The sequence below is a fragment of the Arthrobacter sp. ISL-30 genome, assembly GCF_018613855.1.
Classification (GTDB): Bacteria; Actinomycetota; Actinomycetes; order Actinomycetales; family Micrococcaceae; genus Arthrobacter.
In genome coordinates this window covers 22,266-45,604 of the sequence record NZ_JAGGPK010000020.1, presented here as the reverse complement: position 1 = coordinate 45,604, position 23,339 = coordinate 22,266, and the positions used below count along the sequence as shown (strand labels likewise).

Below are 23,339 nucleotides of genomic sequence, written 5' to 3'. Positions count from 1 at the left end.
TTTGACCCGGCCATCACCGGTGAGCTTCCGGAAGAACGTCCATGGACCGCATGCGGCCGGATCACTAGAACCGGACGGGTAAGCCCGTTACAGCAGTAATGAGCGGCCGACGCCGGACCTTCCTTGGGAGGGCGGGCGGCGGTAAGTGAGGTGGTACCGCGGTACCGGAACTGTTGGCGACAACGGAAACGGCGCCGTCCTCGCATCCTGAATGAAACGCAAGTTCACCGGCTCAACCCAGGATGATGAGATGACGTATTACCCCAAGGCCTCAGCCGCTGCCGGCACAGGCTCCACTGCCTCCGGTGTGTTCGCCTCCGTGAAGTTCCCGGAGATCGAAGAACGCATCCTCAAGTACTGGGAAGAGGACGGCACCTTCCAGGCAAGCATTGACCAGCGCGACAGCGACCTGCCCGGTGGCGCGCACGGCAGCAACGAGTTCGTCTTCTACGATGGCCCGCCCTTCGCCAACGGCCTGCCGCACTACGGGCACCTCTTGACCGGCTACGCCAAGGACCTCGTGGGCCGCTACCAGACCCAGCGCGGCAAGCGAGTCGAACGGCGCTTCGGCTGGGACACCCACGGACTGCCCGCCGAGCTGGAAGCCATGAAACAGCTGGGCATGACGGACAAGACCCAGATCGAGGCCATGGGCATCGACAAATTCAACGACGCCTGCCGGGCCTCCGTCATGAAGTATGCCAATGAATGGAAGGCGTACGTCACCCGCCAGGCGCGCTGGGTGGACTTCGACAACGACTACAAGACCCTTAACGTCGAGTACATGGAGTCGGTGCTGTGGGCCTTCAAGCAGCTCCACGAAAAGGGCTTGACCTACAACGGCTACCGCGTCCTGCCGTACTGCTGGAAAGACGAAACTCCGCTGTCCAACCATGAACTGCGCATGGACGACGACGTCTATAAGAACCGCCAGGACCAGACCGTCACGGTCACCTTCCCGATCAAGGCAGGGCAGTCCGCGCTCTCCCAGGCCCTGGCCGGGGTACAGGCCCTCGCCTGGACCACAACGCCCTGGACGCTCCCCACTAACGCCGCGCTCGCCGTCGGACCTGAAATCCCCTACGCCGTGGTGCCGATGGGACCGAACGGCGTGAAGGCCGCCTCCGCGGAGGCGCCTTTGTCCGGCCGTTTCCTGCTGGCCGCGGACCTAGTGGGCACCTACGCCAAAGACCTCGGCTATGACGACGGCGCGGCTGCCGCTGCCGCCGTCGAGGGCACCTACACCGGAGCCGAGCTGGCAGGCCTCGAGTACGAGCCGCTCTGGGACTACTTCACCGATAACGAGAAATACGGCAACCAGAACGCCTGGCGCTTCCTCGTGGCCGATTACGTCACCACCACGGACGGCACCGGCATCGTCCACCAATCCCCGGCCTACGGTGAAGACGACCAGAAGGTTTGTGAGGATGCCGGCATCCCGGTAGTGCTTTCCGTTGATGAAGGCGCAAAGTTCCTGCATTTGTTCGCGCACGGACCCCTCGCCGAGATCGCCGGTCTCCAGGTTTTCGATGCCAACAAGCCGATCACCCAGGCCCTGCGCTCCGGCGGCCGCCTTGTGCGCCAGGCCAGCTACGAACACAGCTACCCGCACTGCTGGCGCTGCCGCAACCCGCTGATCTACCGGGCCGTGTCCTCCTGGTACGTCGAGGTCACCAAGTTCAAGGACCGCATGAGCGAGTTGAACCAGGACATCAACTGGATTCCGGGCAACGTCAAGGACGGCCAGTTCGGGAAGTGGCTCGAAAACGCCCGCGACTGGTCCATCAGCCGCAACCGCTACTGGGGCTCTCCCATTCCGGTGTGGCAGTCCGACGACCCCGAGTATCCGCGCACCGACGTGTATGGCTCGCTCGCTGAACTCGAAGCCGATTTCGGCCGCCTGCCCTTGAACAACGAGGGCCAGGTTGACCTGCATCGTCCGTTCATCGACGAACTCACCCGGCCCAACCCGGACGACCCCCGCACCCCGGAAGAGGGCCAGTCCACTATGCGCCGCGTCGAGGACGTGCTGGACGTGTGGTTCGACTCCGGCTCCATGCCTTACGGACAGGTGCACTACCCCTTCGAGAACGAAGCCTGGTTCGACACGCACAACCCCGCGGACTTCATCGTGGAGTACATCGGCCAGACCCGCGGCTGGTTCTATATGCTGCACATCCTCTCCACGGCGCTGTTCGATCGCCCGGCCTTCCGCAACGTCATCAGCCATGGAATCGTCCTGGGCTCGGACGGACAGAAGATGTCCAAGAGCCTGCGGAACTACCCGGATGTCTCCGAGGTCCTGGATCGCGACGGCTCGGACGCCATGCGCTGGTTCCTCATGGCGAGTCCCATCCTCCGAGGCGGCAACCTGATCGTCACCGAGCAGGGCATCCGCGACGGCGTCCGCCAGGTGATCCTGCCGCTGTGGAACGTGTACAGCTTCTTCACGCTCTACACGAACGCCGCCAATGGCGGCGCCGGGTACGACGCTAAGCTGCGGTACGACGGGTACGCGGACACCCTGGACCAGTACTTGCTGGCCAACACCGGGGACCTGGTCCATAACGTTACCGAGAGCCTGGACAGCTATGACATCTCCGCTGCCTGCGATGCCCTCCGCAGCTACCTGGACATGTTGACCAACTGGTACGTGCGCCGCAGCCGCCAGCGGTTCTTCGACGAGAACACTGACGCATTCGACGCCCTCTACACCGCCCTTGAGGCCGTATGCCGCGTCTCGGCGTCGCTGCTGCCCCTGATTTCGGAAGAGATCTGGCGGGGCCTTACCGGCGGCCGCTCCGTGCACCTGGCCGACTGGCCGGATGCCGGCATGTTCCCGGCCAACCCGGAACTGGTACAGACCATGGACCGTGTACAGCAGATCTGCTCCACCGGCTCATCACTGCGGAAGGCCGCCAACCTGCGCGTGCGCCTGCCGCTGCAGGAACTGACCGTTGTGGCACCGGGTACCGAGGCGCTTCAGGGCTTCGCGGCAGTCATCGCCGATGAGCTGAACCTCCGCTCGGTCCGGCTGCTCGATGCCGCCGAGGCCTCGGCCGAGGAATTCGGCATCGAACAAAAGCTCGTGGTGAACGCCCGCGCTGCCGGTCCGCGACTTGGCAAGAACGTCCAGCAGGCCATCAAGGGCTCCAAGTCCGGCGACTGGTCCGTCAGCGACTCTGGTATGGTGACGGCCGGCGGTCTCGAACTGGAGCCACAGGAGTACACCCTTGAGACTGTTGTGGCGGACAAGTCCGACGGCGGTTCCGGCGCAGCCACAAGGGCAGTATCCATGCTTCCTGGCGGCGGCTTCGTAGTCCTGAACACCGAGGTGACCCCGGAGCTTGAGGCCGAGGGGTTGGCCCGAGACATGGTCCGTGCCATCCAGCAGGCACGCAAGGACGCCGGACTCAACGTCAGCGACCGCATTCACACAACTGTGCAGGCGGGCCGGGACGTGGTGGACGCCCTCGCGGCAAACTCCGAGCTTGTAAAAACTGAGACCCTCTCGCTGGAACTGGAGGCGTTGCTGGCCGCCGAATCCAGTGAACCTGCCATTACGGTTGCAAAGGTGGATGCATGAGCGACGAATTCTCCGTGGAGAGCGTCTACGCCGAACTCCTGGGCCGGGCGCCCGAAAACAAGATGGAGCCCCGGCTGGCTCCGCTTTTCCGGGCCATGGACGTGCTCGGGGAGCCGAACAAGGCCTTTCCGATCATCCACATCACCGGCACGAACGGCAAGACGTCGACCGCCCGGATGATCGAGGCCGGCCTTCGCGCCCACGGGCTCAGCACCGGCCGCTACACTAGTCCCCACCTGTCCAAGGTGACCGAGCGTATTAGCATCGACGGCGAGCCGGTCCCCGACGCCACCTTTGTCCGGATTTGGGATGAGATCAGGCCGTACCTTGAGATCGTCGACAACGAACTTGCGGCGGACAATCAGCCGAAGCTCACCTACTTCGAATGCCTCACAATCCTCGGTTTCGCGATTTTCGCCGATCAGCCGGTGGATGTCGCCGTATTTGAGGTGGGGCTCGGCGGGATCACTGATGCCACGAACGTCGGCGACGGTCAGGTAGCCGTGGTCACGCCCATTTCGCTTGACCACACCGACCTCCTCGGAGACACCACGGAGGACATCGCCTACGAGAAGGCCGGCATCATCAAGCCGGGCGGCTTCCTGATCAGTGCGGCACAACCCGTGGACGCCGCCCAGGTGCTGCTGGACAAGGCCCGCGAAACGGGAGTCCCGTTCCGATTCGAGGGCGTCGAGTTTGGCGTCGAATCCCGCAGTGTAGCCGTCGGCGGCCAGCTCGTAACGGTCCAGGGGATCGCCGGACGCTACGAGGACGTCCTGGTACCGCTGCACGGCGCCCACCAGGCCGAGAATGCCGCAGTGGCTGTCGCCGCCCTCGAGGCCTTTTTCGGCGGGGGTGAAAAGGAGCTCGACGCCGATGTGGTGCGGGAGGCTTTCGCCACCGTGACCTCCCCGGGGCGGCTTGAAGTAGTCCGTACCGCGCCCACCATCATCGTCGACGCCGCCCACAATCCGGATGGCGTCCGTGTGTCCGCTGAAGCCCTCCACGAGGCCTTCAGCTTCAGCAAGCTCGTGGTGGTGGTCGGAGTCCTGCGCGAGAAGGACGCCGAGGAGATCCTCCGCCAGCTGAAGGAATCCCTGGGTGACCTGGCCGAGGAGTTCTGCTTCACCCAGTCCAATTCGCCGCGGGCAGTTCCTGCCGGGGAATTGGCCGAACTTGCCGTGGACCTGGGCTTCGGCGAAGAAAACGTCCACATTGCAGAACAGCTGGACGACGCCCTCGAGTGGGCCGTGGAACGTGCCGAATCGAACGACGACCTCGCCGGCGGAGTGCTGGTGACGGGGTCCATCACGGTAGTGGCCGAGGCCCGCATCCTCCTCGGCAAGACGGGGGCGTGAGATGGCCAGGCTGACAAAGGCCCAGCGTGAATGGCGTCCAGGCATGCCGAAGAAGCGGCGCTCCACCAAGGTGATGTTTGCCTCAACGGTCCTCCTGCTTGAGGCGTTCGTCGCGTTCTTCGCCACCCTCGTGGTCTTCGGCCTGCGGAGGGGCGAGGTGAATCCGGCCCTCATCCTGGGCGTGGGTATCGGCCTAAGCATTGTCCTCGTGTTCGCCTGTGCTTTCCTGTCCCGGCCCTGGGGCATCGGGCTGGGTTGGGTCCTCCAACTTGTGCTGATCCTCACGGGAATCGCCGAGCCCACCATGTACGTGGTGGGTGCGCTGTTCGCGGCATGCTGGTGGTACGGCATCCGGGCCGGCATTCGGATCGACCGCGAGAACGCGAAGCGGGACCGCGAACAGGCCGAATGGGATGCCTCCCATCGCGGCGAGGCAGACGGCGACAAGCCCGTAAACTAGCGGAGAAACCCCGAACTACATTGGAGCATCTGTGAGCATTGAGCGCACTCTTGTACTGATCAAGCCCGACGGCGTGGCCCGCAAGCTAAGCGGCACCATCCTCAGCCGGATCGAGGCCAAGGGCTACAGCCTGGTCGAGTTGAAGAAGGTCAACGCCAGCAGGGAACTGCTCGAGCAGCATTATGCAGAGCACCTGGGCAAGCCCTTTTACGAGCCCCTGGTGGAGTTCATGCTGAGCGGCCCGGTGGTGGCGGCAGTGTTCGAAGGCCACCGGGTTATTGAAGGTTTCCGTTCCCTGGCCGGAACAACCGATCCAACGACGGCGGTGCCCGGCACCATCCGCGGCGACTTCGGCCGTGACTGGGGCCTGGCGGTACAGCAGAACCTCGTTCATGGTTCGGACTCCCTGGAGTCAGCCGAACGGGAAATCGGCATCTGGTTCTCCTGACGCCGGACACCTAAATTCGCGAAAGGGCCCCGCATTCATCACGAATGCGAGGCCCTTCGGCATTGCGGGACCATCCGGTTTTATGGGGCCTCGGTTTGCGGGGTTAGAAGCCCGAGGTCCCGACGAATACGTGGACGAAGGCGAAGAAGACGGTGGCAGCGACAGCCACATACAGCAGGGCGGTGATGATCCACCCGGAGTCCACCAGAAGCTTCGCCAGCGGGGCCGGAGCCTTAATGACTCCCTGCGCAACATTCCTCAGGGTCACCCAGACGAACATTGGAATCATGACGGCCCACACCACCATGCAGAACGGGCACAGGATATTGATGGCGTACAGTGCCTGCCACCACAGCCACACTGCGAAGGCGAAGCCGAGCGTCACGCCGACCTGGAGCCCAATCCAGTAACCCCGGGAGAACCTTGCGCCGGAAAGCAGCCCCATCGCAGTGGTGAGGGTCACGGCAAAGGCCACAATGCCAATGAACATGTTGGGAAAGCCAAACACCGAACTCTGCCAGGTCTGCATTACCTGGCCGCAAGAAATCCACGGATTAACGTCGCAGACGGTGGTGTGGTTCGGGTCTTTAAGGATTTCCAGCTTCTCCAGGACAAGGGCTCCAGAGGCCAGCCAGCCGATAATGCTGGTGGTGAGCAGCATCCAGGCAAACGGCCTGTCCCTGACGATTGCAGGGAAGGCGGGAGTGCTCACCGTATCGGTGGCTTCGGCTGAACGGCTGCCTGCCAGTCTGTCCCTGGCTGTGCTCGACATGGCGGAAAGATCCTTTTCCGGAATACGCCGCTTCAACTGTCGTGGTTGACAGTCGTGGCGTCTCCTGCTTGGCATGAGGTGCTTCTGGGCTGATTGTAGCGCCGTGGCCTGAAAACCGCGTCCAGTCAACGCATCACGGTAAGACGTCAGGACGCAGATCCGGCGGTGCCTTCCTCTCTCCTTAGCTCTGATGTGAGAGAATGAACGTGGCCGGAAGCCGATCCACATGCGGCGTCCGGTCCGGTGGGTTGTTCCCAAGACCGCCACGCTTGAGCAGGGCCTGCCCGGATCGTCGATCCCCGGTAAGCCCGCCATGCACATGGACGGCACCTGGTTGTGGTGTTCGAACAACGGGTTTCAGAATGACGCCTCCGGCCTTTCAGGGCTGCCGCACCCCGACTATCGGTGCGAACCGGAAGGCATACAACTGACTTCTGTCAACGCCTGAGGGTTTTGACAATAATTTGCCCCGCTGGGCGTCGGATGTGGCGGCGCCGCAAGGGCAGGAGTGTTGCCACATATGGATAATGACCAGGTTGTAGCCGTCAATGAAGAAGCGGCTTCGGCTGAAGCCCCTGAAGCGCCAAAGAAGGTCGCCTCCCGGCGGAGGGTAGCGACAAAGGCCGCTGCCGAACCAGCAGTGGAAAGCGACACCGGGGGTGAAGGCCCCGATGCTTCTGTTGAATCGTCAGCTCCTGTTGCAGCCAAGGCTCCCGCCCGACGAACCCGCACGCGCAAGAAGGTCGAGGAGGCCCAACCGCTGCCGGGACTTGGGGAGGAAGGCGCTGCTCCTATCCAGGAAGCTGGCCAGGAACCTGAGGGAGAAGCCCCGCAAAAGCCGGTGCGCCGTCGTCGGACAACGAAGGCGCAGGCCACCGCATCTGAGGTGGAAACCGCACCCGAGGCGGAAACCGAACCTGAGGTGGAGACTGCATCTGAGGCGGAAACCGCTGATGCCAGCGTCGCCACGGATGAGGACGCCAGGGCGCATGCCAAGGCTGAAGAAGCTGCAAGCAAGGGCGAAGAAGCTTCCGACGATGAAGCGGCTGAGGAGTCCGGCACTACTACGACAGCTGGTTCCCTGTTCCTGGAGCCGGTCTCCATCACGTCCATGATTTTCCAGGCACCGGACCTGAGCACAGTGGTTCGGCCGGAACCCGCTGCCAAGCAGGCAGAAGAAACCGAAGAGGCCGAGGAAGCTCCTGCGGAAGGTGAGCTCGAGGACAGCAGCAGCCGTCGCCGCCGCCGCAGCCGGGGACGCCGGGGACGCCGGGCCGGCGAGCGGGAGCAGGACAGCGAGGAAGGCGAACTTCCCGAGGGCGAGGCCGAGGAGGCGACGGCCACAGAGGAACTCGAAGAAGGCGTAACGTCCCGCCGTCGGCGCAGGCGCCGTCGTGGCGACCAGGACCTGGAGCTGACCGGCGGCAGCGACGACGATCCGCCCAACACAGTCACCCGTGTGCGTGCGCCGAGGGCGGTTGCCGAATCTTCCAGCAGCAATCGCGTCACAAGCGTCAAAGGCTCAACGCGGCTGGAGGCGAAGAAGCAGCGCCGTCGGGAGTCCCGTGAGACCGGCCGTCGTCGCCAGGTCATCACCGAGGCAGAGTTCCTGGCGCGCCGCGAGTCCGTGGACCGCCAGATGATCGTGCGCCAGCGCGATGACAGAATCCAGATCGCTGTCCTTGAGGACGGCGTCCTGGCTGAGCATTTTGTGTCCAAGACGCAACAGGACTCGCTGATCGGCAATGTCTACCTTGGCAAGGTCCAGAACGTGCTGCCGTCGATGGAGGCGGCCTTCGTTGACATCGGGCGGGGCCGCAACGCCGTGCTCTATGCCGGTGAGGTCAACTGGGACGCCGTTACGCTGGAAGGCCAGCCCCGCAGGATCGAGAACGCGCTGAAGTCCGGCGATTCCGTGCTCGTCCAGGTGACCAAGGATCCTGTAGGCCATAAGGGTGCCCGACTGACCAGCCAGATCTCCCTTCCGGGCCGTTACCTGGTGTACGTGCCGGGCGGATCGATGACAGGCATCTCGCGCAAGCTGCCCGACGTCGAACGCAACCGCCTCAAGCGAATCCTCAAGGACCGCCTGCCGGAGGACGCCGGCGTCATTGTGCGCACGGCCGCCGAGGGCGCGTCCGAAGAGGAGCTGACGCACGACATCAACCGCCTGCGAGCCCAGTGGGAGGGCATCCAGGGGCAGGCCACCTCCACCAAGGTCTTGGCACCCGAACTGCTGTACGGGGAACCTGACCTCACCATCAAGGTGGTTCGCGACGTCTTCAATGAGGACTTCTCCAAGCTGATCGTTTCCGGCGACGACGCCTGGGACACCATTGAGGCCTACGTCACCTATGTGGCGCCGGACCTGGTGGGCCGCCTTGAGAAGTGGACGTCTGAGCAGGATATCTTCGCTTCCTGGCGCATTGACGAACAGATCCACAAGGCGCTGGAGCGCAAGGTCTTCCTGCCTTCCGGTGGCTCCCTTGTCATCGACCGTACCGAGGCCATGACCGTGGTGGACGTCAACACCGGCAAGTTCACCGGCAGCGGCGGAAACCTCGAGGAAACCGTCACGAAGAACAACCTCGAGGCCGCTGAGGAAGTGGTGCGCCAGCTGCGGCTGCGCGATATCGGCGGCATCATCGTGATCGACTTCATCGACATGGTGCTCGAATCCAACCGCGACCTCGTGCTGCGCAGGCTTGTGGAATGCCTCGGCCGTGACCGCACCAAGCATCAGGTCGCGGAGGTTACGTCGCTTGGCCTGGTCCAGATGACCCGCAAGCGCATGGGTACGGGACTCCTGGAGGTCTTTGGCGAACAGTGCGAGCACTGCGCCGGCCGTGGCATGGTCACTCACGACGAGCCGGTGGAGCACCGCCGTGCCAATGTCGTGGCTGCCGAACACCACCACCAGCGCGCCGAGGTCCAGCCCGTCGTTCGCACCGAACGCAAGCGCCGTCGTGGAAAGGGCGGGGGACAGCCGATCGCCGAGGTACCCGTCCTGGCCCCGACGCCGCTTCCCCATCCCGAACCTGTCGATGCCGAACGCCAGGCGAAGGCAGAGGCAACTCGTGCTGCACTGGCCAACATTGCGGCAGCCGCCCACGCAGCACACATCCACGAAGAAGAAATCGCCCGAAGCATCCAGAAGGCCCCGGCTGGTTCGGATACAGTTCGGGAGGCAGCGCCCGAAGCAGCCATGCCCGAAGCAGCGTCGTCCCAAGCAACCTCGCCCGGTGAGCCATACTCGCCGACGAGCGGCGGGCGGCATGCATCTGTGCTTCGCTTTGGTGGAGACGAGGTGGCCCTGCCGCTGGTGCGCCCGACGGAGGAGCCTGCCCGGTCCGCGCCGCCAATGAGCCTGGACCTGCTGGCCGAGGCGTTCGCGCACCTTGGCGGCTCTCCCGTAGACGCCGGCCCGGCATCGGATGATTCGGAAGGAAGCCCGACGGCGCCGGAAGACTCAGAAGGGTTGCCCCGGACCGAAGAGCATCCTGACTCCGAATCCTCCCGCTCGCCGAGCAGGCGGGGACGCCGGAACAGAAGCGCCAGCAGGGCACAGGGTGCCGCCAACGAGACATCGGTGGAGCATCACGAGACTACGGCTGCGGCTTCGGGGGGCACTGCCCACCAGGCATCGGCTCCAAGGGCTTCAGCTCAGGGGGCATCCGCTCCCGCCAAGGCGCCTGCGAGCAATGAACCGATCATCCTCGGGGTCGGAGTACCTGCCTCGGAGCTGTAGCTGACAGTCCTGCTCTAATGCCCCGGTGCTCTTATGCCCCGGCCGCTTCCCTGGTGGAAGCTGGTCGGGGCATCTCGCTTTTTGCCTGGTCACTTTTTGCCTGGTCACTTTTGCCTGGTTCACTTTTGCCTGATCACCGGAGCTGGTGGAGCCCACGCCATATTCAGGCCACGAACACGGCTCAGGTTACGCTGGAATCTGACACGGGGTGCCGCGCACAGTGCCGGCTGAGATGAGACCCGTTGAACCTGTCCGGCTAGCACCGGCGAAGGGATGTCTTCGTGGCTATATCGTCCTTTTCCAGCACCCTGCCTATGTCCGCTCCGGGGCGCCAGACCCCACGGGTGTTGAGCATCGCGGGTTCGGACCCGTCCGGCGGGGCCGGCATCCAGGCGGACCTGAAGAGCATCGCGGCCCAGGGCGGTTATGGCATGGCAGCCATCACAGCTTTGACGGCACAGAACACCCAGGGTGTCCGGTCAGTCCATGTCCCGCCTGTGGAGTTCCTTCGGGAACAGCTGGATGCCATCTCGGACGACATTGCCATCGACGCCGTCAAGATCGGCATGCTTGGGGATGCTGCCGTGATCGGCGAGGTCCGGCGCTGGCTGGAAAAGGCACGCCCCGCCGTCGTCGTCCTGGACCCTGTCATGGTGGCGACCAGCGGGGACCGGCTCCTGCGTGATTCAGCCGAGGCGGCACTGAAGGAGTTGCTGCCCCTTGCCGACCTCATTACGCCAAACCTTCCCGAACTCGCCATGATTCTTGGCGAACCCGAGGCCCAGGACTGGGCCGCCGCCCTGGACCAAGGCAAGCGCCTCGCGGCGGAATGCGGTAACACTGTCCTGGTCAAGGGTGGACACCTGCAAGGGACGGACTGTCCGGATGCCCTGGTCAACACCAGCGGACTGCTTCGGCAGGATGTCGTGGAAGTGCCGGGTGAGAGGGTGGATACCCGGAACAGCCATGGAACTGGCTGCTCAATGTCGTCCGCGCTTGCCACGGCACAAGTTCGCCTGGGCGACTGGGAAGCGGCGCTGCGGGAGGTAAAACCATGGCTTCGCGGTGCCCTCAAGCTATCGGACTCCCTCGAGGTCGGACGCGGCAGCGGGCCGATTCATCACTTCCACCACGCGTCCCAAGCGGTCCAGGCCGGCGACTTCACAGCAGAGCTTTGGGCCTCCGCGCTCCCGGAGCTCGAGGCCATTTACCGCCTGGATTTCATTCAGGACTTGCAGACAGGCGAGCTTTCCGAGAAGCACTTCGCCTACTACCTTGCCCAGGATGCCCTGTACCTCAACGGCTACTCTCGAGTCCTGGCACGCGCCGGAGCAATGGCGCCCAGTGAGGAAGAGCAGCTCTTCTGGGCTCGCGGCTCCCAGGTTTGCCTCGAGGTGGAGTCGGAGCTGCACAGGAGCTGGCTAAGCAACCGGACCGCCGACGTGTCGCTGGGCCCGGTCACCAAGTCCTACGTCGACCATCTGCTGGCCGCCTCTGCCTCGGGAAGCTACGCCGTGCTCGTCGCCGCCATCCTGCCCTGCTACTGGCTCTATGCCGAAGTGGGCCAGAGCCTGCACGCAGCCTACGTAGCGGCAGACGAATCCTCGGACCACCCGTATGAAGCCTGGCTCAAGACCTACGCCGACGAGGAATTTGCCCAGGCTACCCGCCAGGCCGTGCGTCTCACCGATGCCGCGGCAATGAATGCCTCTCCCGCTGAACGCACCAGCATGGTCGAAGCGTTCAGGCAGTCGTGCCGTTATGAGGTGGAGTTTTTCGATGCTCCCAGGCTGCACGCCTGAGCCGTTTCCGGCGTGTCGGAGCAGCAGTCCACGCCCGCGTCGGCGGAGAGGGTAGGCTGTATGGGCACGGTTCCGGACGGCGCAAAGCCAGGCAGTGGTGCGTATCACGCAGCCGCCGCGGGGCCGGCCTCATTTGCAGCCGGAGGCCAAACTAGCGTAATCTAGATCTTCGGTGCTTACGCCAACACTTGGGTTATGCCCCTTGGAATTGTTCACTTGGAATTATTCATGGGATGGCTCACGGACTCCGCTCTGGAGTCCACGGCGTTGAGGCACAGCGTGAACCCAACCAATTCCGGTTCAAGGTTCCGCACGCAAAATTTGTAATAGACGTCGAGAGAAGTGAGTTCCCAAGTGGTGTACGCGATTGTCCGCGCCGGCGGCCGCCAAGAGAAGGTTTCCGTTGGAGACTTCGTTACCCTGAACCGCGTCCCCGGTGGAGCCGGCAGCACCATCGAGCTGCCCGCGCTGCTTTTGGTTGACGGTGACTCTGTCACGTCCGCCGCTGCGGACCTGGCAAAGGTAAAGGTTACGGCTGAGATCCTCGAAGACCTGCGTGGTCCGAAGATCGTCATCCAGAAGTTCAAGAACAAGACCGGCTACAAGAAGCGCCAGGGTCACCGTCAGGAACTGACCAAGGTCAAGATCACCGGTATCAAGTAACCTCCGGTTGCTGTTCAGGTTTTCAGTTTCCCTAGAATTTATTGAAGGCAGGCATTTCACATGGCACACAAAAAAGGCGCGAGCTCCACTCGCAACGGTCGTGACTCCAACGCACAGCGCCTCGGCGTAAAGCGCTTCGGCGGTCAGGTAGTTTCCGCAGGCGAGATCATCGTCCGCCAGCGTGGCACCCACTTCCACCCGGGCGCCGGCGTAGGCCGCGGCGGCGACGACACCCTGTTCGCCCTGCAGGCAGGTGCGGTTGAGTTTGGTACTCGCCGCGGCCGTCGCGTCGTGAACATCGTTGCTGCTGCAGCTGCAGAGTAACAAAACGTTCTGAACCGGTGGAGCGGGCCAAACGGCCCGCTCCACCGTTCTTTTAACAGCATTACAATCGACTCGGGCGCCCAGGGGCGCCAGGTCACACACAGAGGAGAATCACGTGGCGAGCTTCGTAGACCGGGTAGTCCTGCACGTATCCGGCGGTACCGGCGGCCATGGCTGTGTCTCTGTAAAGCGCGAGAAGTTCAAGCCGCTAGGCGGACCCGACGGCGGCAACGGCGGCAACGGCGGGGACGTAATCCTGCGTGTGGATTACCAGACCACAACCCTGCTCGACTACCACCATGCCCCGCACCGCCGTGCCAGCAACGGCGGACCCGGCATGGGCGACTGGCGCGCCGGCAAGAACGGCGAAACCCTGATCCTCCCCGTCCCGGATGGCACCGTGGTGAAGACCAAGGACGGTGAAGTGCTTGCCGACCTCGTGGGGGAGGGCACCGAATTCGTGGCCGCTGCAGGCGGACAGGGCGGCCTGGGCAACGCCTCCCTTGCCTCGCAGAAGCGCAAGGCCCCGGGCTTCGCGCTGCTCGGAATTGAGGGCGATTCCCGGGACATCGTCCTGGAGCTGAAGTCCATTGCGGACATCGCACTGGTCGGGTTCCCGTCAGCCGGCAAGTCGAGCCTCATCGCCGCCATGTCCGCTGCCCGTCCCAAGATCGCGGACTATCCCTTCACCACGCTCATCCCGAACCTTGGAGTAGTGCAGGCCGGTGACGTCCGCTTCACGATCGCCGACGTTCCCGGACTGATTGAAGGCGCCAGCGAGGGCAAGGGACTGGGACAGAACTTCTTGCGGCACGTTGAACGCTGCGCGGCCCTGGTCCACGTCCTGGACTGCGGCACCCTCGAATCGGACCGCGATCCGCTGTCGGACCTTGCCATCATCGAAGCGGAGCTTGAGAAGTACGCCGTCGATATGAGCTACGCCGGCGTGGACGGCGAAGTCGTACCCCTCAACGAGCGGCCCAAGCTGGTGGCCCTGAACAAGGTAGACCTGCCCGACGGCCGGGACATGGCCGAATTCGTTCGCCCTGGGCTTGAATCACGCGGCTATCGTGTCTTCGAAGTCTCGGCCACGAGTCATGAGGGCCTGCGGCAGTTGGGCTTTGCCATGGCTGAAATCGTCAAGGCGGCCCGCGAGGCCGTAGCCGCCGCTCCGCCCAAGGTTGCCCCGCCCGTTATCAGGCCCCGTGCCGTCAATGAAACCGGGTTCCGGATCCGCCGCGAGGAGAAGAACCTCGAGCCGCTCTTCCGCGTCCTGGGCGAGAAGCCCGTGCGCTGGGTCAAGCAGACGGACTTCACCAACGAGGAAGCTATCGGCTACCTCGCAGATCGCCTCGCCAAGCTGGGCATCGAAACCGAACTGTTCAAGATGGGCGCCAAGCCCGGCGACACTGTGGTGATCGGCGAAGAGGACGGCGTTGTCTTCGACTGGGAGCCCACCATGATGGCTGGCGCTGAACTGCTCGCCACGCCGCGAGGGACGGATATCCGCGTAGCGGACATCGGCGAACGCCCGACTCGTTCCCAGAAGCGTGAAGAGCAGCTGGAGCGCCGGGACGCCAAGGCCGCCGCGCGTGCCGAGCTCGAAGCCGAGCGCAAGGCTGGAGTTTGGACGGAATCCGTCAGCCGTCGTCGAGCAGCTCAGCCCGTGAAGGAGAGCGGACTGGACGTCGACGATGACCAGTAGCGCTCAAGGGATCACCATGACGGATGAGGCACCGGCGGTGCCTCCGCGGAACGCCCTGGCGACGGCCAGCCGGATCGTGGTGAAAGTGGGTTCGTCGTCCCTTACCAGCATCAAGGGCGGCATCTCGGAGAAGTCGTTGACAACCCTGGTCAACGCTCTTTCGGACAAGCACAACGCCGGCACGGAGATCATCCTCGTGTCCTCGGGCGCGATCGCCGCCGGCCTCGCCCCTCTGGGCCTGGCCAAGCGGCCCAAGGACCTTGCCACCCAGCAGGCCGCGGCCAGTGTTGGCCAGGGGCTCCTGATGGCCCGCTACACGCAGGCCTTCGCAGCCCATGGCGTGACCGTCAGCCAGGTGCTGCTCACAGCCGATGACCTCATGCGCCGTACCCAACACACCAACGCCTTCCGCGCCCTCGACCGTCTTCTGAACCTCGGCGTGGTGCCCGTAGTCAATGAAAACGACACCGTGGCAACGCATGAGATCCGCTTCGGGGACAACGACCGCCTGGCCGCGCTGGTGGCCCACCTGGTCCGGGCGGATGCCCTGGTCCTGCTCTCTGACGTGGACGCGCTCTACGACGGGCCGCCGTCGCATGGTGCCAAGAGGATCCCGCTGGTCACTGGACCGCAGGACCTGGAAGGCGTGTCGATCGGCAGGACCGGGAAAGCCGGCGTTGGCACGGGCGGCATGATGACGAAGGTGGAGGCCGCAACGATTGCCGCCGGTTCGGGCATCCACGCCCTGGTAACGTCGACGGCGAACGCGGCGGCAGCCTTGGCGGGCGAGGACGTCGGCACCTGGTTCGAGGTGAACGGCAACCGCAAGCCGGTACGGCTCCTGTGGCTGGCCCACCTGGCGTCAGTACGCGGTCGCCTGGTGCTCGACGATGGTGCAGTCAAGGCAGTGCGTGACCGGCATACTTCGTTGCTGCCCGCAGGCGTCTCCGGCGTTGACGGGGAGTTCGAGGCAGGCGATCCGGTGGAGATGGTGTCCACGGACGGAACCGTCGTAGCCCGCGGACTTGTCAACTACTCCGCTGAGGAGCTACCGCGCATGCTGGGCCGGTCCACCAAGGAACTGGGCAGGTCGCTCGGCCGCGGATATGAGCGTGAAGTTGTTCATGTTGACGATCTTGTGCTGGTTCAGTCCCGCCGCTCCACTAAACTTGGAGAATGACTGAGGCCCTTACCCCCGATACTGCTGTGATTTCCGACTCCGTGATGTCCGACGCCGTTCAGGCTCCGGAGACTCCCGAGGCCGGGAAATCCCCATTGTCGGAGGTCCAGGTTGAGGCCGCAGTGAACAGCATTGCGGATCGTTCGCGCAAGGCTGCCCGTCGCATGGCCCAGGCCAATCGCGCGTGGAAGGACCGGGCACTGCACGCCATCGGTGCTGCCCTGGTGGAGCAAAAGAGCCAAATCCTCGCCGCCAATGAGAAGGACGTGCAGGCCGGCAGGGAGAACGGGACCTCCGCCGCCCTGCTGGACCGCCTGACCCTCACCCCCGCTCGCATCGACGCCCTGGTCGCCGCGCTCGAAAACCTGGCAGGCCTTCCCGATCCCGTTGGAAACGTGGTGCGCGGGCAGACGCTGCCCAACGGCCTTCGCCTGCGCCAGGTCAACGTGCCCATGGGAGTTGTGGCTGCCATCTACGAGGCTCGTCCCAACGTGACGGTGGATATCGCAGGCCTTGCCCTGAAGAGCGGTAACGCGGTCATTCTGCGCGGTGGCAGCGCTGCCGCGAACACCAACGAAACGCTGGTCCGGATCATTCGTGAAGTCCTTGAGGATGCAGGCCTTCCGGCCGACGCCGTCCAGACTGTGGACCAGTATGGCCGCGAGGGGGCAAATGTCCTCATGCGCGCCCGTGGACGGGTTGACGTGCTTATTCCCCGCGGTGGCCGCGAACTGATCCAGACCGTCGTCAACAACTCGTCAGTGCCTGTGATCGAAACAGGTGAAGGCAACGTGCACATCTTCATCGACGAATCCGCCGATGAAGAGATGGCCGTCGAAATCCTCCTCAACGCCAAGACCCAGCGGCCCAGTGTGTGCAACACCGTGGAAACGCTGCTGGTCCATTCCGGCTCCACAGTGCTGCCGGCTGTTGCTGCGGCGCTGCGCTCCGCCGGTGTGACGTTGCACGCCGACGACCGCGTCCGGGAAGCACTCGAGGGCAAGGTCGAGACAGTCCCTGCTACGGAGTACGACTGGGCTACGGAATACATGGACCTGGACCTCGCAGTTGGCATGGTGGACGATCTGGAGGAAGCTGTCCAGCACATCCGGACGTGGTCCACTGGGCACACCGAGGCCATCCTGACGAACAACCTTGCCCATGCCGAGCAGTTCATTGCCGAAGTGGATTCCGCAGCAGTCATCGTCAATGCGTCCACGCGCTTCACTGACGGCGGCGAACTCGGCCTCGGCGCAGAGGTGGGAATCTCGACCCAGAAGCTGCATGCCCGCGGTCCGATGGGTCTCACCGAGCTGACCACCACCAAGTGGATCGTGCAGGGCGAGGGCCAAGTCCGCAGCTGACAACGCTGTAACATAGAACAGAAGTCCGGAACGGCGGGTGATCCGCCGTCGATATCCTTTTCCAGTCATAGGGGAGAAAATGCAGTTTCAGCAGATCGCCACATCCATTGCCGCGCAAGTGGGCGAAGGCGGGCACGAGGAACTCGCGCCGCTGTGGGCTGAGCCCTGGGTTTTCGGCATTGTGATGTTCGCGCTTCTGCTGCTCCTGATGTTCGTCACGCTTTCCTACACCAACCTCGGCAAGCGTCACGAGGCCGTCGACGAGCACGCCGATCCGCACCGCCAGCACCCGAACAAGCACGACCACGGCCACTAAGATTTTCACCAGGCAACCGCAGAACGGGGCTGCCCGGCGGCTCCGTCTGGGCGTGATGGGTGGAACATTCGACCCCATCCATCACGGCCACTTGGTTGCCGCCAGTGAAGTGGCGGCCAAGTTCAAGCTGGACGAGGTTGTCTTCGTCCCTACTGGGCAGCCCTGGCAGAAATCCAGCAAGAAGGTCAGCGAACCGGAACACCGGTACCTTATGACGGTCATCGCCACGGCATCGAACCCTAGGTTCACCGTCAGTCGGGTTGACGTTGACCGGCCCGGGCCGACCTACACCATTGACACCCTTCGGGACCTGCGCATGCTGCGGCCGGAAGCTGATCTTTTCTTCATCACTGGCGCCGATGCCCTGGCCCAGATCCTGTCCTGGAAGGACGTGGACGAGCTGTGGTCCCTTGCGCATTTTGTGGGGGTAACGCGGCCGGGTCATGAGCTGGATGACATGGGCCGGGACGATGTCAGCCTCCTGGAAGTTCCGGCGATGGCTATTTCTTCAACGGACTGCCGCACCCGGGTCGAAGACGGGAATCCTGTGTGGTACCTCGTTCCGGATGGAGTGGTGCAGTACATCGCCAAATACGGATTGTACGCAGGGCAGCCCGAACCGGGGGAGCAAATACCAGCCCCCTTACCGTCAGACGACCGAGCACGTACTGAATGAGTTTCGAATGAGTCAGGAACAGCAACCGATACGCAGCCGGCGCGAACTGCGCCGGGCCCGGGGCGAAGGCCTGGAGCAGCAACTGCCGGGCACGAATCCCGGTGAACCAAACCGTCAGGCACCTGCAGTTCAGCCGCACGTCCCCGCCAAGGCCGGAGAGCCTGTCAGGCCGAGGACCCGCCGCGCTGCAGATGTGCCGATAGATGCCGTTCCGTCGCAGACCAGTGCTGAGCGGTCTTCCCAGATCCGCGCCCGTGACCGGGCTGCCTTGCGCGCCATCAAGGAGCTTGCGGACAAGGAAGAGCAGTTGGCCGGCGGTGGACCGCCCACGCGTCGTCAACTCCGGCTGCAACAGCTTAAGGAGGAAGTAGCGCCGTCCACCTCGATGATCCCCGTGATCGACGGCGGCGTTCGCGTCACAGCCGGCCCGGGAACTTCCAGGCAATCCGTCCCCGACGCTCCGGCAACTCCTCCGCAGATTGCCGAGCCGTCCCGGACGGCGACTCCGGCTCAGAAATCCGCCCCTGCTCAGAAATCCGCCCCTGCTCAGAAATCCGCCCCTGCCGGGATGACTGTGGAGCAAGCGCTGGCTGCCCGCGAGCTCATCGCTGCACAGGCACAAAATCAACTGGCCAAGATGGAACACATCGCGGCGAATGATCCGGAGGCCGTCGATCCGGAAATCCTGGCCGAGCAGATTGCCCTCGCCGAACGCGCGGCAGTCCTGAACAAGCGGGCCCTCGCCAAGCAGAAACTGGCGGAACAAAACAACCGTTCAGCAACCCCTAAAGTCGACCCCACGGCAGCCAGCAATCTGGCAATGGTTACGCCCCTTGAGTTCGTCAAGATACCCGGCGTTGACCGGCCCGTCATGAAGCCGCCCACCACCAGCTTTGTCCCTGTTACAACGTCTCCGGCCCGAAAGCTCGCTCCCGAGAAGCCTTCGAAGGCCTCCCCGTCGCGGCCCGGAAGGGACGGCTCGGGGACGGGATCAGGCAGGGCAGGTGTTCTTGCACGTGCAGAGGCCGCAGCGAAGGCGGCATCAAGTGCCCGCACCGCGGGTGCCAACCAGAAACCGGCGACACCTGCCGCGTTTGTCGCTGCAACCTCCGGGGAACAGGTTGAGCCGCCCCGGGTTGCGGCGCGTTCCGCCTACGGGCTGGAACCCCTCGACGCCGCAACAGCGGGCCTGGGCAGAGCACAGAGGTTCCGCCTCCTCCAACTGGGCGTACTTGCCTTGGGAATTGTGGCCCTCATCGCAGGCGTCATCATGATCATCAGCGGACTTTCCCGCTGACCATTCCGGCTGGACCGCTCTACGGCATCAGCCACCGACAAGGAGTCTCGTGACTGCAACAGAATCTTCCATCGCCATCGCTCGCCACGCTGCGCGCGCTGCGGCGGACAAAATCGCAGAGGACATCGTGGCCCTGGACGTCAGCGACCGCCTGGCGCTCACCGATATCTTCCTCATCGCTTCGGCCCCCACCGAGCGCCAGGTCAATGCAATCGTGGACGGGATCGAAGAGGAACTGCTCAAGCAGGATCGTCGTCCTGTTCGCCGCGAAGGACGATCCGAAGGCCGTTGGGTCCTCCTGGACTATGCCGATGTCGTGATCCACGTCCAGCATGCCGAGGACCGGGTGTTCTATGCCCTTGAGCGCCTCTGGAAGGACTGTCCCGTGGTGGACATGGAGCTTGGCAACGACCCCTCCGTTATATCGAAATCCGCCGGAGAAACCGAATAGCCTGGCGCGCAAAACTGAATATGCCCGATTTGGAATTTTCCGAATCGCTGTTCTGAGATATTTGAGTTGCCCGGAGGAAACCGGAACAAACCAAGGCTCCCTGAGCCGTTGGTTTTGGTTTTCGGGCAACGCGAATATGGGGCTGTGGCGCAGCTGGTAGCGCACCTGCATGGCATGCAGGGGGTCAGGGGTTCGAGTCCCCTCAGCTCCACCAAACGAACACCCTGGTCTTCGGGCCAGGGTGTTTTTGTTTCCCGGCCACGATTTCGCATCTCACACTGTTGTGGTTTAGGATGGACAAGTTGCTTCGGCTGGTTCGGAAGAACCGGCGGGCGCAGAGTTTGGGGCTGTGGCGCAGCTGGTAGCGCACCTGCATGGCATGCAGGGGGTCAGGGGTTCGAGTCCCCTCAGCTCCACCAAACGAAAAGTAGCCCTGGAAACGATAAATAGCCCTGGACAAGAGTCCGGGGCTATTTTGCTTCCCGAAAGGAAGGCCTTCAGTTTCGATGCCACGCCTGGACACGCACCCTTTGGACCTGGACGGCCTCTTTGGCCGGCTTCGCAGGTTTCCCGACGTCGAGGCAGCCAACCTCGAGGCGCACGACGCCACTGACCGCCTCCTGCTGGAGACGGCCGCCGGCCTCGGCCTCAGCGCGGACAGCCAGGTCGCCGTCGTCGGAGACCGTTATGGGGCGCTGACACTTGGCAGCCTGGTCGGCCTCGGCGTCGGACGCGTCAGGGTTTTCCAGGACCTTTATTCGGGTCGGCTTGCATTGGCTCGAAATGCCTCCGCCGCAGGCCTTGCCGGGCGATTTGAACATCACGAACTTGGCGAATCGCTCCTCTCCGGCGCGGACCTGGTGCTGCTGCAGCTGCCGAAGTCCCTTGCCGAACTGGACGAGGTTGGGGACGCCGTCGCACGCTACATCCGTCCAAGCGCCGTGTTGCTAGCAGGCGGCCGCGTGAAGCACATGTCCCTGGGTATGAATGAGGTGCTGGCACGCTACTTCGGGACTGTCCAGCCTCAACTCGCGCAGCGGAAGTCCCGGGTGCTCCTTGCCTCCATGCCGCAGGTGCCGGTGGCAGCGCCGCCTTTCCCCGTATCGCAGGACAATAGCGAACTGGGACTTACCGTGTGCTCCCATGGCGCAGTCTTTGCCGGAACCCGGCTCGACATCGGCACCCGCTTCCTGCTGGAGTTCATCGACAGGATGCCAGCGGTTGCAGAGGCAGTGGACCTTGGCTGCGGCACGGGCATCCTCGCCACCATGTACGCCAGGAGTCACCAGGGTTCCCGCATCACCGCAACGGACCAGTCTGCCGCGGCTGTGGCTTCCGCTCGGGCAACTGCCGCTGCCAACGGGCTGGCCGACAGAATCAGGGTGGTCCACGACGATGCCATGTCCACTTTCGCGGCCGGAAGCGCGAAGCTCATCCTGCTGAATCCGCCGTTCCATTTAGGGGCAAGCGTGCATGCGGGAGCAGCGCTTCGGATGTTTGAGGCCGCAGCGCGAGTACTTGCCTCGGACGGGGAGCTCTGGACCGTCTACAACAACCATCTGCAATACCTGCCCGCCCTTGAGCGGCTGGTTGGTCCCAGCAAGATCGAGGGCCGCAACCCCAAGTTCACTGTGGTGCGCAGCCGCAGACGCTAGTGCCGCTTCAGCCTGTAATTAACGCTTCAGCCTGTAATTAAGCAGGATAATGCCGGACGGGAACGGCCTACACTCCAGGAGCTCAACCTTCGTCCATCGGCTGATCCTGCCGACGAAGGGAACTCCGCCGCCGAGGAGAACCGGCACGACGGAAATGCCCAATTCATCCAGCAACCCCAACTCGATGAATTCAGTAACCAGCTGGGCTCCGCCATACACACAAATATCCTTGTCTTCGGGAATGGTGGACTTGATCCCGGCAACCAAATCTCTCAGGTCTCCTGAGAACAGCCTGGTATTCCCTGTCGTGGTCATGGTTGGGTCATGGGTGGCAACGTGGGTCATAACCTGGGAGCCCATACCGCCCATTCCGGCTACCTCGCGGTAGGTATTGGCGCCCATGACGTACGCTCCGGTCCTGCGGCTCATCGCTTCAAAGCCGTAGTCCTCATCCTTTGCCATTGCATCGTTCAGCCACGATAGATCTCCGGTCTCAGAACGGATGTATCCATCGAGGCTGGCTGCCATTCCGCCGAAAACGATGCCCATGAAGGCAGACGCTATCCACGCCCGGCAGCACGGTCAAGGTCGCGCAGTTCCTGCTCCAGCTAGTCGGTTCCCAGCACTTGATCCAAGGCAAAGTGCCCGCAGGCGAGCATCATCGAATTGTCGTCGGAGTTGCTCACCATGGCGCTTGCCAGCACAAGGGCCCAGCCCCGGGCACGTTCCCAGGTTTCGGCGTCGACGTCGGCGCCCATCGCGAAGACGAATCGCCGCCTGCCTTCGGCGTCGAACACCAGCCACGCTGCCGCAAGGTCGACGGCGGGATCCCCGGCGCCGAGGTCGCCAAAATCGATGACGCCGGCAAGGGTACCCTCATTGCCGATCAGGATATTGGCCGCGTGGAGATCGCCATGGATCCAGAGTGGGGCCTGCGACCACGGGCGCACGGCGAGGGCCTGTGACCAGAGCCTTCGAAGCTGGCGGGCCTGCCCGTAGCGGCGTCCGTCCTCAAGCCGCTGCAGAATGTCGTCATTCCGGTGAGACAGGGGCACGCCCCGGAAAGGATTGATCGGGGCGTTCCCGGGCGCCGGAACCTGAATGCCTTTCAGGAAGGCGGCCAGCGCTTCAGCCGATCGAGCGCGGAAGGGTGCGGGAAGAACGGAGGCCTGCTCGCCCTCAAGCCAGCGGACAATGCTCCAGGGCCAGGGGTAGTCGCGGGACGGCCGCCCACTGAAAACCAGCCCGGGAATGGGCACAGGGGACCGCCGTTCATATCCGGGAAGGTAGGCCTGCTCCTTGACGATCAGTTCGACCGCCTCACTGCGCCGAGGCAGCCGCACCGCATAGGCGGGGCCAAGCCGGAAGATGACGTTGTCCCAGCCATTCGCAATCCTCGTCAGGGGCAGGTTTGCAAGATCCGGCCGCTGCTCCTCGAGCAGGCGCCGGACCAGCGCATGAGTGACGTCGATCCCCGCCGCGGGCATCAGGGCCATTGCGCATTCCTCCACAACTTGCGCATTCCTCCACTACG

The 23,339-nt window shown here is 63.7% G+C and carries 19 protein-coding genes, 2 tRNA genes and 1 riboswitch; of the genes, 18 read left to right on the top strand and 3 right to left on the bottom strand.

Annotated elements, in window-relative coordinates:
* Nucleotides 1-250: 250 nt before the first annotated feature.
* Genes ileS through ndk form a run of 4 tightly spaced genes read left to right on the top strand, consistent with a single transcriptional unit; the run spans nucleotide 251 to nucleotide 5,852 of the window.
* Nucleotides 251-3,586 carry an isoleucine--tRNA ligase gene (ileS, locus tag J7E82_RS08505; RefSeq protein ID WP_214862184.1) on the top strand — a complete coding sequence of 1,112 codons (3,336 nt, stop codon included), beginning with the start codon at nucleotides 251-253 and terminating at the stop codon, nucleotides 3,584-3,586.
* Nucleotides 3,583-4,944 (top strand): folylpolyglutamate synthase/dihydrofolate synthase family protein, encoded by a 1,362-nt coding sequence (locus J7E82_RS08500; RefSeq protein WP_214862183.1) that lies wholly within the window; start codon nucleotides 3,583-3,585, stop codon nucleotides 4,942-4,944. The genes ileS and J7E82_RS08500 overlap by 4 nt, the downstream gene beginning before the upstream one ends.
* A gap of 1 nt (nucleotide 4,945) precedes the next feature.
* On the top strand, nucleotides 4,946-5,404 hold the full coding sequence (locus tag J7E82_RS08495; protein ID WP_214862182.1) for a DUF4233 domain-containing protein: 459 nt from the start codon (nucleotides 4,946-4,948) through the stop codon (nucleotides 5,402-5,404).
* A gap of 31 nt (nucleotides 5,405-5,435) precedes the next feature.
* Nucleotides 5,436-5,852 (top strand): nucleoside-diphosphate kinase, encoded by a 417-nt coding sequence (ndk, locus tag J7E82_RS08490; RefSeq protein WP_214862181.1) that lies wholly within the window; start codon nucleotides 5,436-5,438, stop codon nucleotides 5,850-5,852.
* A gap of 103 nt (nucleotides 5,853-5,955) precedes the next feature.
* Here ndk and J7E82_RS08485 read toward each other — a convergent pair whose 3' ends face one another.
* Nucleotides 5,956-6,624, bottom strand: a complete 669-nt coding sequence (locus J7E82_RS08485) for a vitamin K epoxide reductase family protein (RefSeq protein ID WP_214862180.1) — start codon at nucleotides 6,622-6,624, stop codon at nucleotides 5,956-5,958.
* Nucleotides 6,625-7,144: 520 nt separating this feature from the next.
* Here J7E82_RS08485 and J7E82_RS08480 point away from each other — a divergent pair.
* The 14 genes from J7E82_RS08480 to J7E82_RS08415 all read left to right on the top strand — a co-directional run bounded on the left by J7E82_RS08480 (nucleotide 7,145) and on the right by J7E82_RS08415 (nucleotide 21,805).
* Nucleotides 7,145-10,372: an Rne/Rng family ribonuclease gene (locus J7E82_RS08480; RefSeq protein WP_214862179.1), complete on the top strand. Its 3,228-nt coding sequence runs from the start codon at nucleotides 7,145-7,147 to the stop codon at nucleotides 10,370-10,372.
* A gap of 194 nt (nucleotides 10,373-10,566) precedes the next feature.
* A riboswitch (TPP riboswitch) is annotated at nucleotides 10,567-10,663 on the top strand.
* Nucleotides 10,664-10,686: 23 nt separating this feature from the next.
* A complete protein-coding gene (thiD, locus tag J7E82_RS08475) occupies nucleotides 10,687-12,174 on the top strand; it encodes a bifunctional hydroxymethylpyrimidine kinase/phosphomethylpyrimidine kinase (RefSeq protein ID WP_214862264.1) in 1,488 nt (495 codons plus the stop codon).
* A gap of 354 nt (nucleotides 12,175-12,528) precedes the next feature.
* Nucleotides 12,529-12,837 carry a 50S ribosomal protein L21 gene (gene rplU / locus J7E82_RS08470; RefSeq protein ID WP_214862263.1) on the top strand — a complete coding sequence of 103 codons (309 nt, stop codon included), beginning with the start codon at nucleotides 12,529-12,531 and terminating at the stop codon, nucleotides 12,835-12,837.
* A 60-nt stretch (nucleotides 12,838-12,897) separates the two neighbouring features.
* A complete protein-coding gene (gene rpmA / locus J7E82_RS08465) occupies nucleotides 12,898-13,161 on the top strand; it encodes a 50S ribosomal protein L27 (RefSeq protein WP_070347479.1) in 264 nt (87 codons plus the stop codon).
* Between the two features lie 115 nt (nucleotides 13,162-13,276).
* Complete coding sequence (gene obgE / locus J7E82_RS08460) at nucleotides 13,277-14,866, top strand: GTPase ObgE (protein ID WP_214862178.1); 1,590 nt, start codon at nucleotides 13,277-13,279, stop codon at nucleotides 14,864-14,866.
* 16 nt (nucleotides 14,867-14,882) lie between these two features.
* Nucleotides 14,883-16,046 (top strand): glutamate 5-kinase, encoded by a 1,164-nt coding sequence (gene proB, locus J7E82_RS08455; protein WP_214862177.1) that lies wholly within the window; start codon nucleotides 14,883-14,885, stop codon nucleotides 16,044-16,046.
* Nucleotides 16,043-17,410 (top strand): glutamate-5-semialdehyde dehydrogenase, encoded by a 1,368-nt coding sequence (locus J7E82_RS08450; protein ID WP_214862176.1) that lies wholly within the window; start codon nucleotides 16,043-16,045, stop codon nucleotides 17,408-17,410. The genes proB and J7E82_RS08450 overlap by 4 nt, the downstream gene beginning before the upstream one ends.
* Nucleotides 17,411-17,489: 79 nt before the next feature.
* Nucleotides 17,490-17,726, top strand: a complete 237-nt coding sequence (locus tag J7E82_RS08445) for a hypothetical protein (protein WP_214862175.1) — start codon at nucleotides 17,490-17,492, stop codon at nucleotides 17,724-17,726.
* Between the two features lies 1 nt (nucleotide 17,727).
* Nucleotides 17,728-18,402, top strand: coding sequence for a nicotinate-nucleotide adenylyltransferase (gene nadD / locus J7E82_RS08440; RefSeq protein WP_214862262.1), 675 nt, complete (start codon nucleotides 17,728-17,730; stop codon nucleotides 18,400-18,402).
* Between the two features lie 7 nt (nucleotides 18,403-18,409).
* Nucleotides 18,410-19,699 carry a hypothetical protein gene (locus J7E82_RS08435; RefSeq protein ID WP_214862174.1) on the top strand — a complete coding sequence of 430 codons (1,290 nt, stop codon included), beginning with the start codon at nucleotides 18,410-18,412 and terminating at the stop codon, nucleotides 19,697-19,699.
* Between the two features lie 49 nt (nucleotides 19,700-19,748).
* Nucleotides 19,749-20,150 carry a ribosome silencing factor gene (gene rsfS, locus J7E82_RS08430; RefSeq protein ID WP_214862173.1) on the top strand — a complete coding sequence of 134 codons (402 nt, stop codon included), beginning with the start codon at nucleotides 19,749-19,751 and terminating at the stop codon, nucleotides 20,148-20,150.
* Between the two features lie 138 nt (nucleotides 20,151-20,288).
* Nucleotides 20,289-20,364: transfer RNA gene (locus tag J7E82_RS08425), tRNA-Ala, on the top strand.
* Nucleotides 20,365-20,493: 129 nt separating this feature from the next.
* Nucleotides 20,494-20,569, top strand: a tRNA-Ala gene (locus J7E82_RS08420).
* A gap of 87 nt (nucleotides 20,570-20,656) precedes the next feature.
* Nucleotides 20,657-21,805, top strand: coding sequence for a methyltransferase (locus tag J7E82_RS08415; RefSeq protein ID WP_214862172.1), 1,149 nt, complete (start codon nucleotides 20,657-20,659; stop codon nucleotides 21,803-21,805).
* An 18-nt stretch (nucleotides 21,806-21,823) separates the two neighbouring features.
* Here the strand turns inward: J7E82_RS08415 and J7E82_RS08410 are convergent, their stop codons facing one another.
* The gene (locus J7E82_RS08410) at nucleotides 21,824-22,354 is read right to left on the bottom strand and encodes a dihydrofolate reductase family protein (RefSeq protein WP_214862171.1); all 531 of its coding nucleotides are present in this window, start codon (nucleotides 22,352-22,354) and stop codon (nucleotides 21,824-21,826) included.
* A 59-nt stretch (nucleotides 22,355-22,413) separates the two neighbouring features.
* Entirely contained in the window at nucleotides 22,414-23,301 is an 888-nt protein-coding gene (locus tag J7E82_RS08405) for an aminoglycoside phosphotransferase family protein (protein ID WP_214862170.1), read from the bottom strand.
* Nucleotides 23,302-23,339 lie beyond the last annotated feature (38 nt).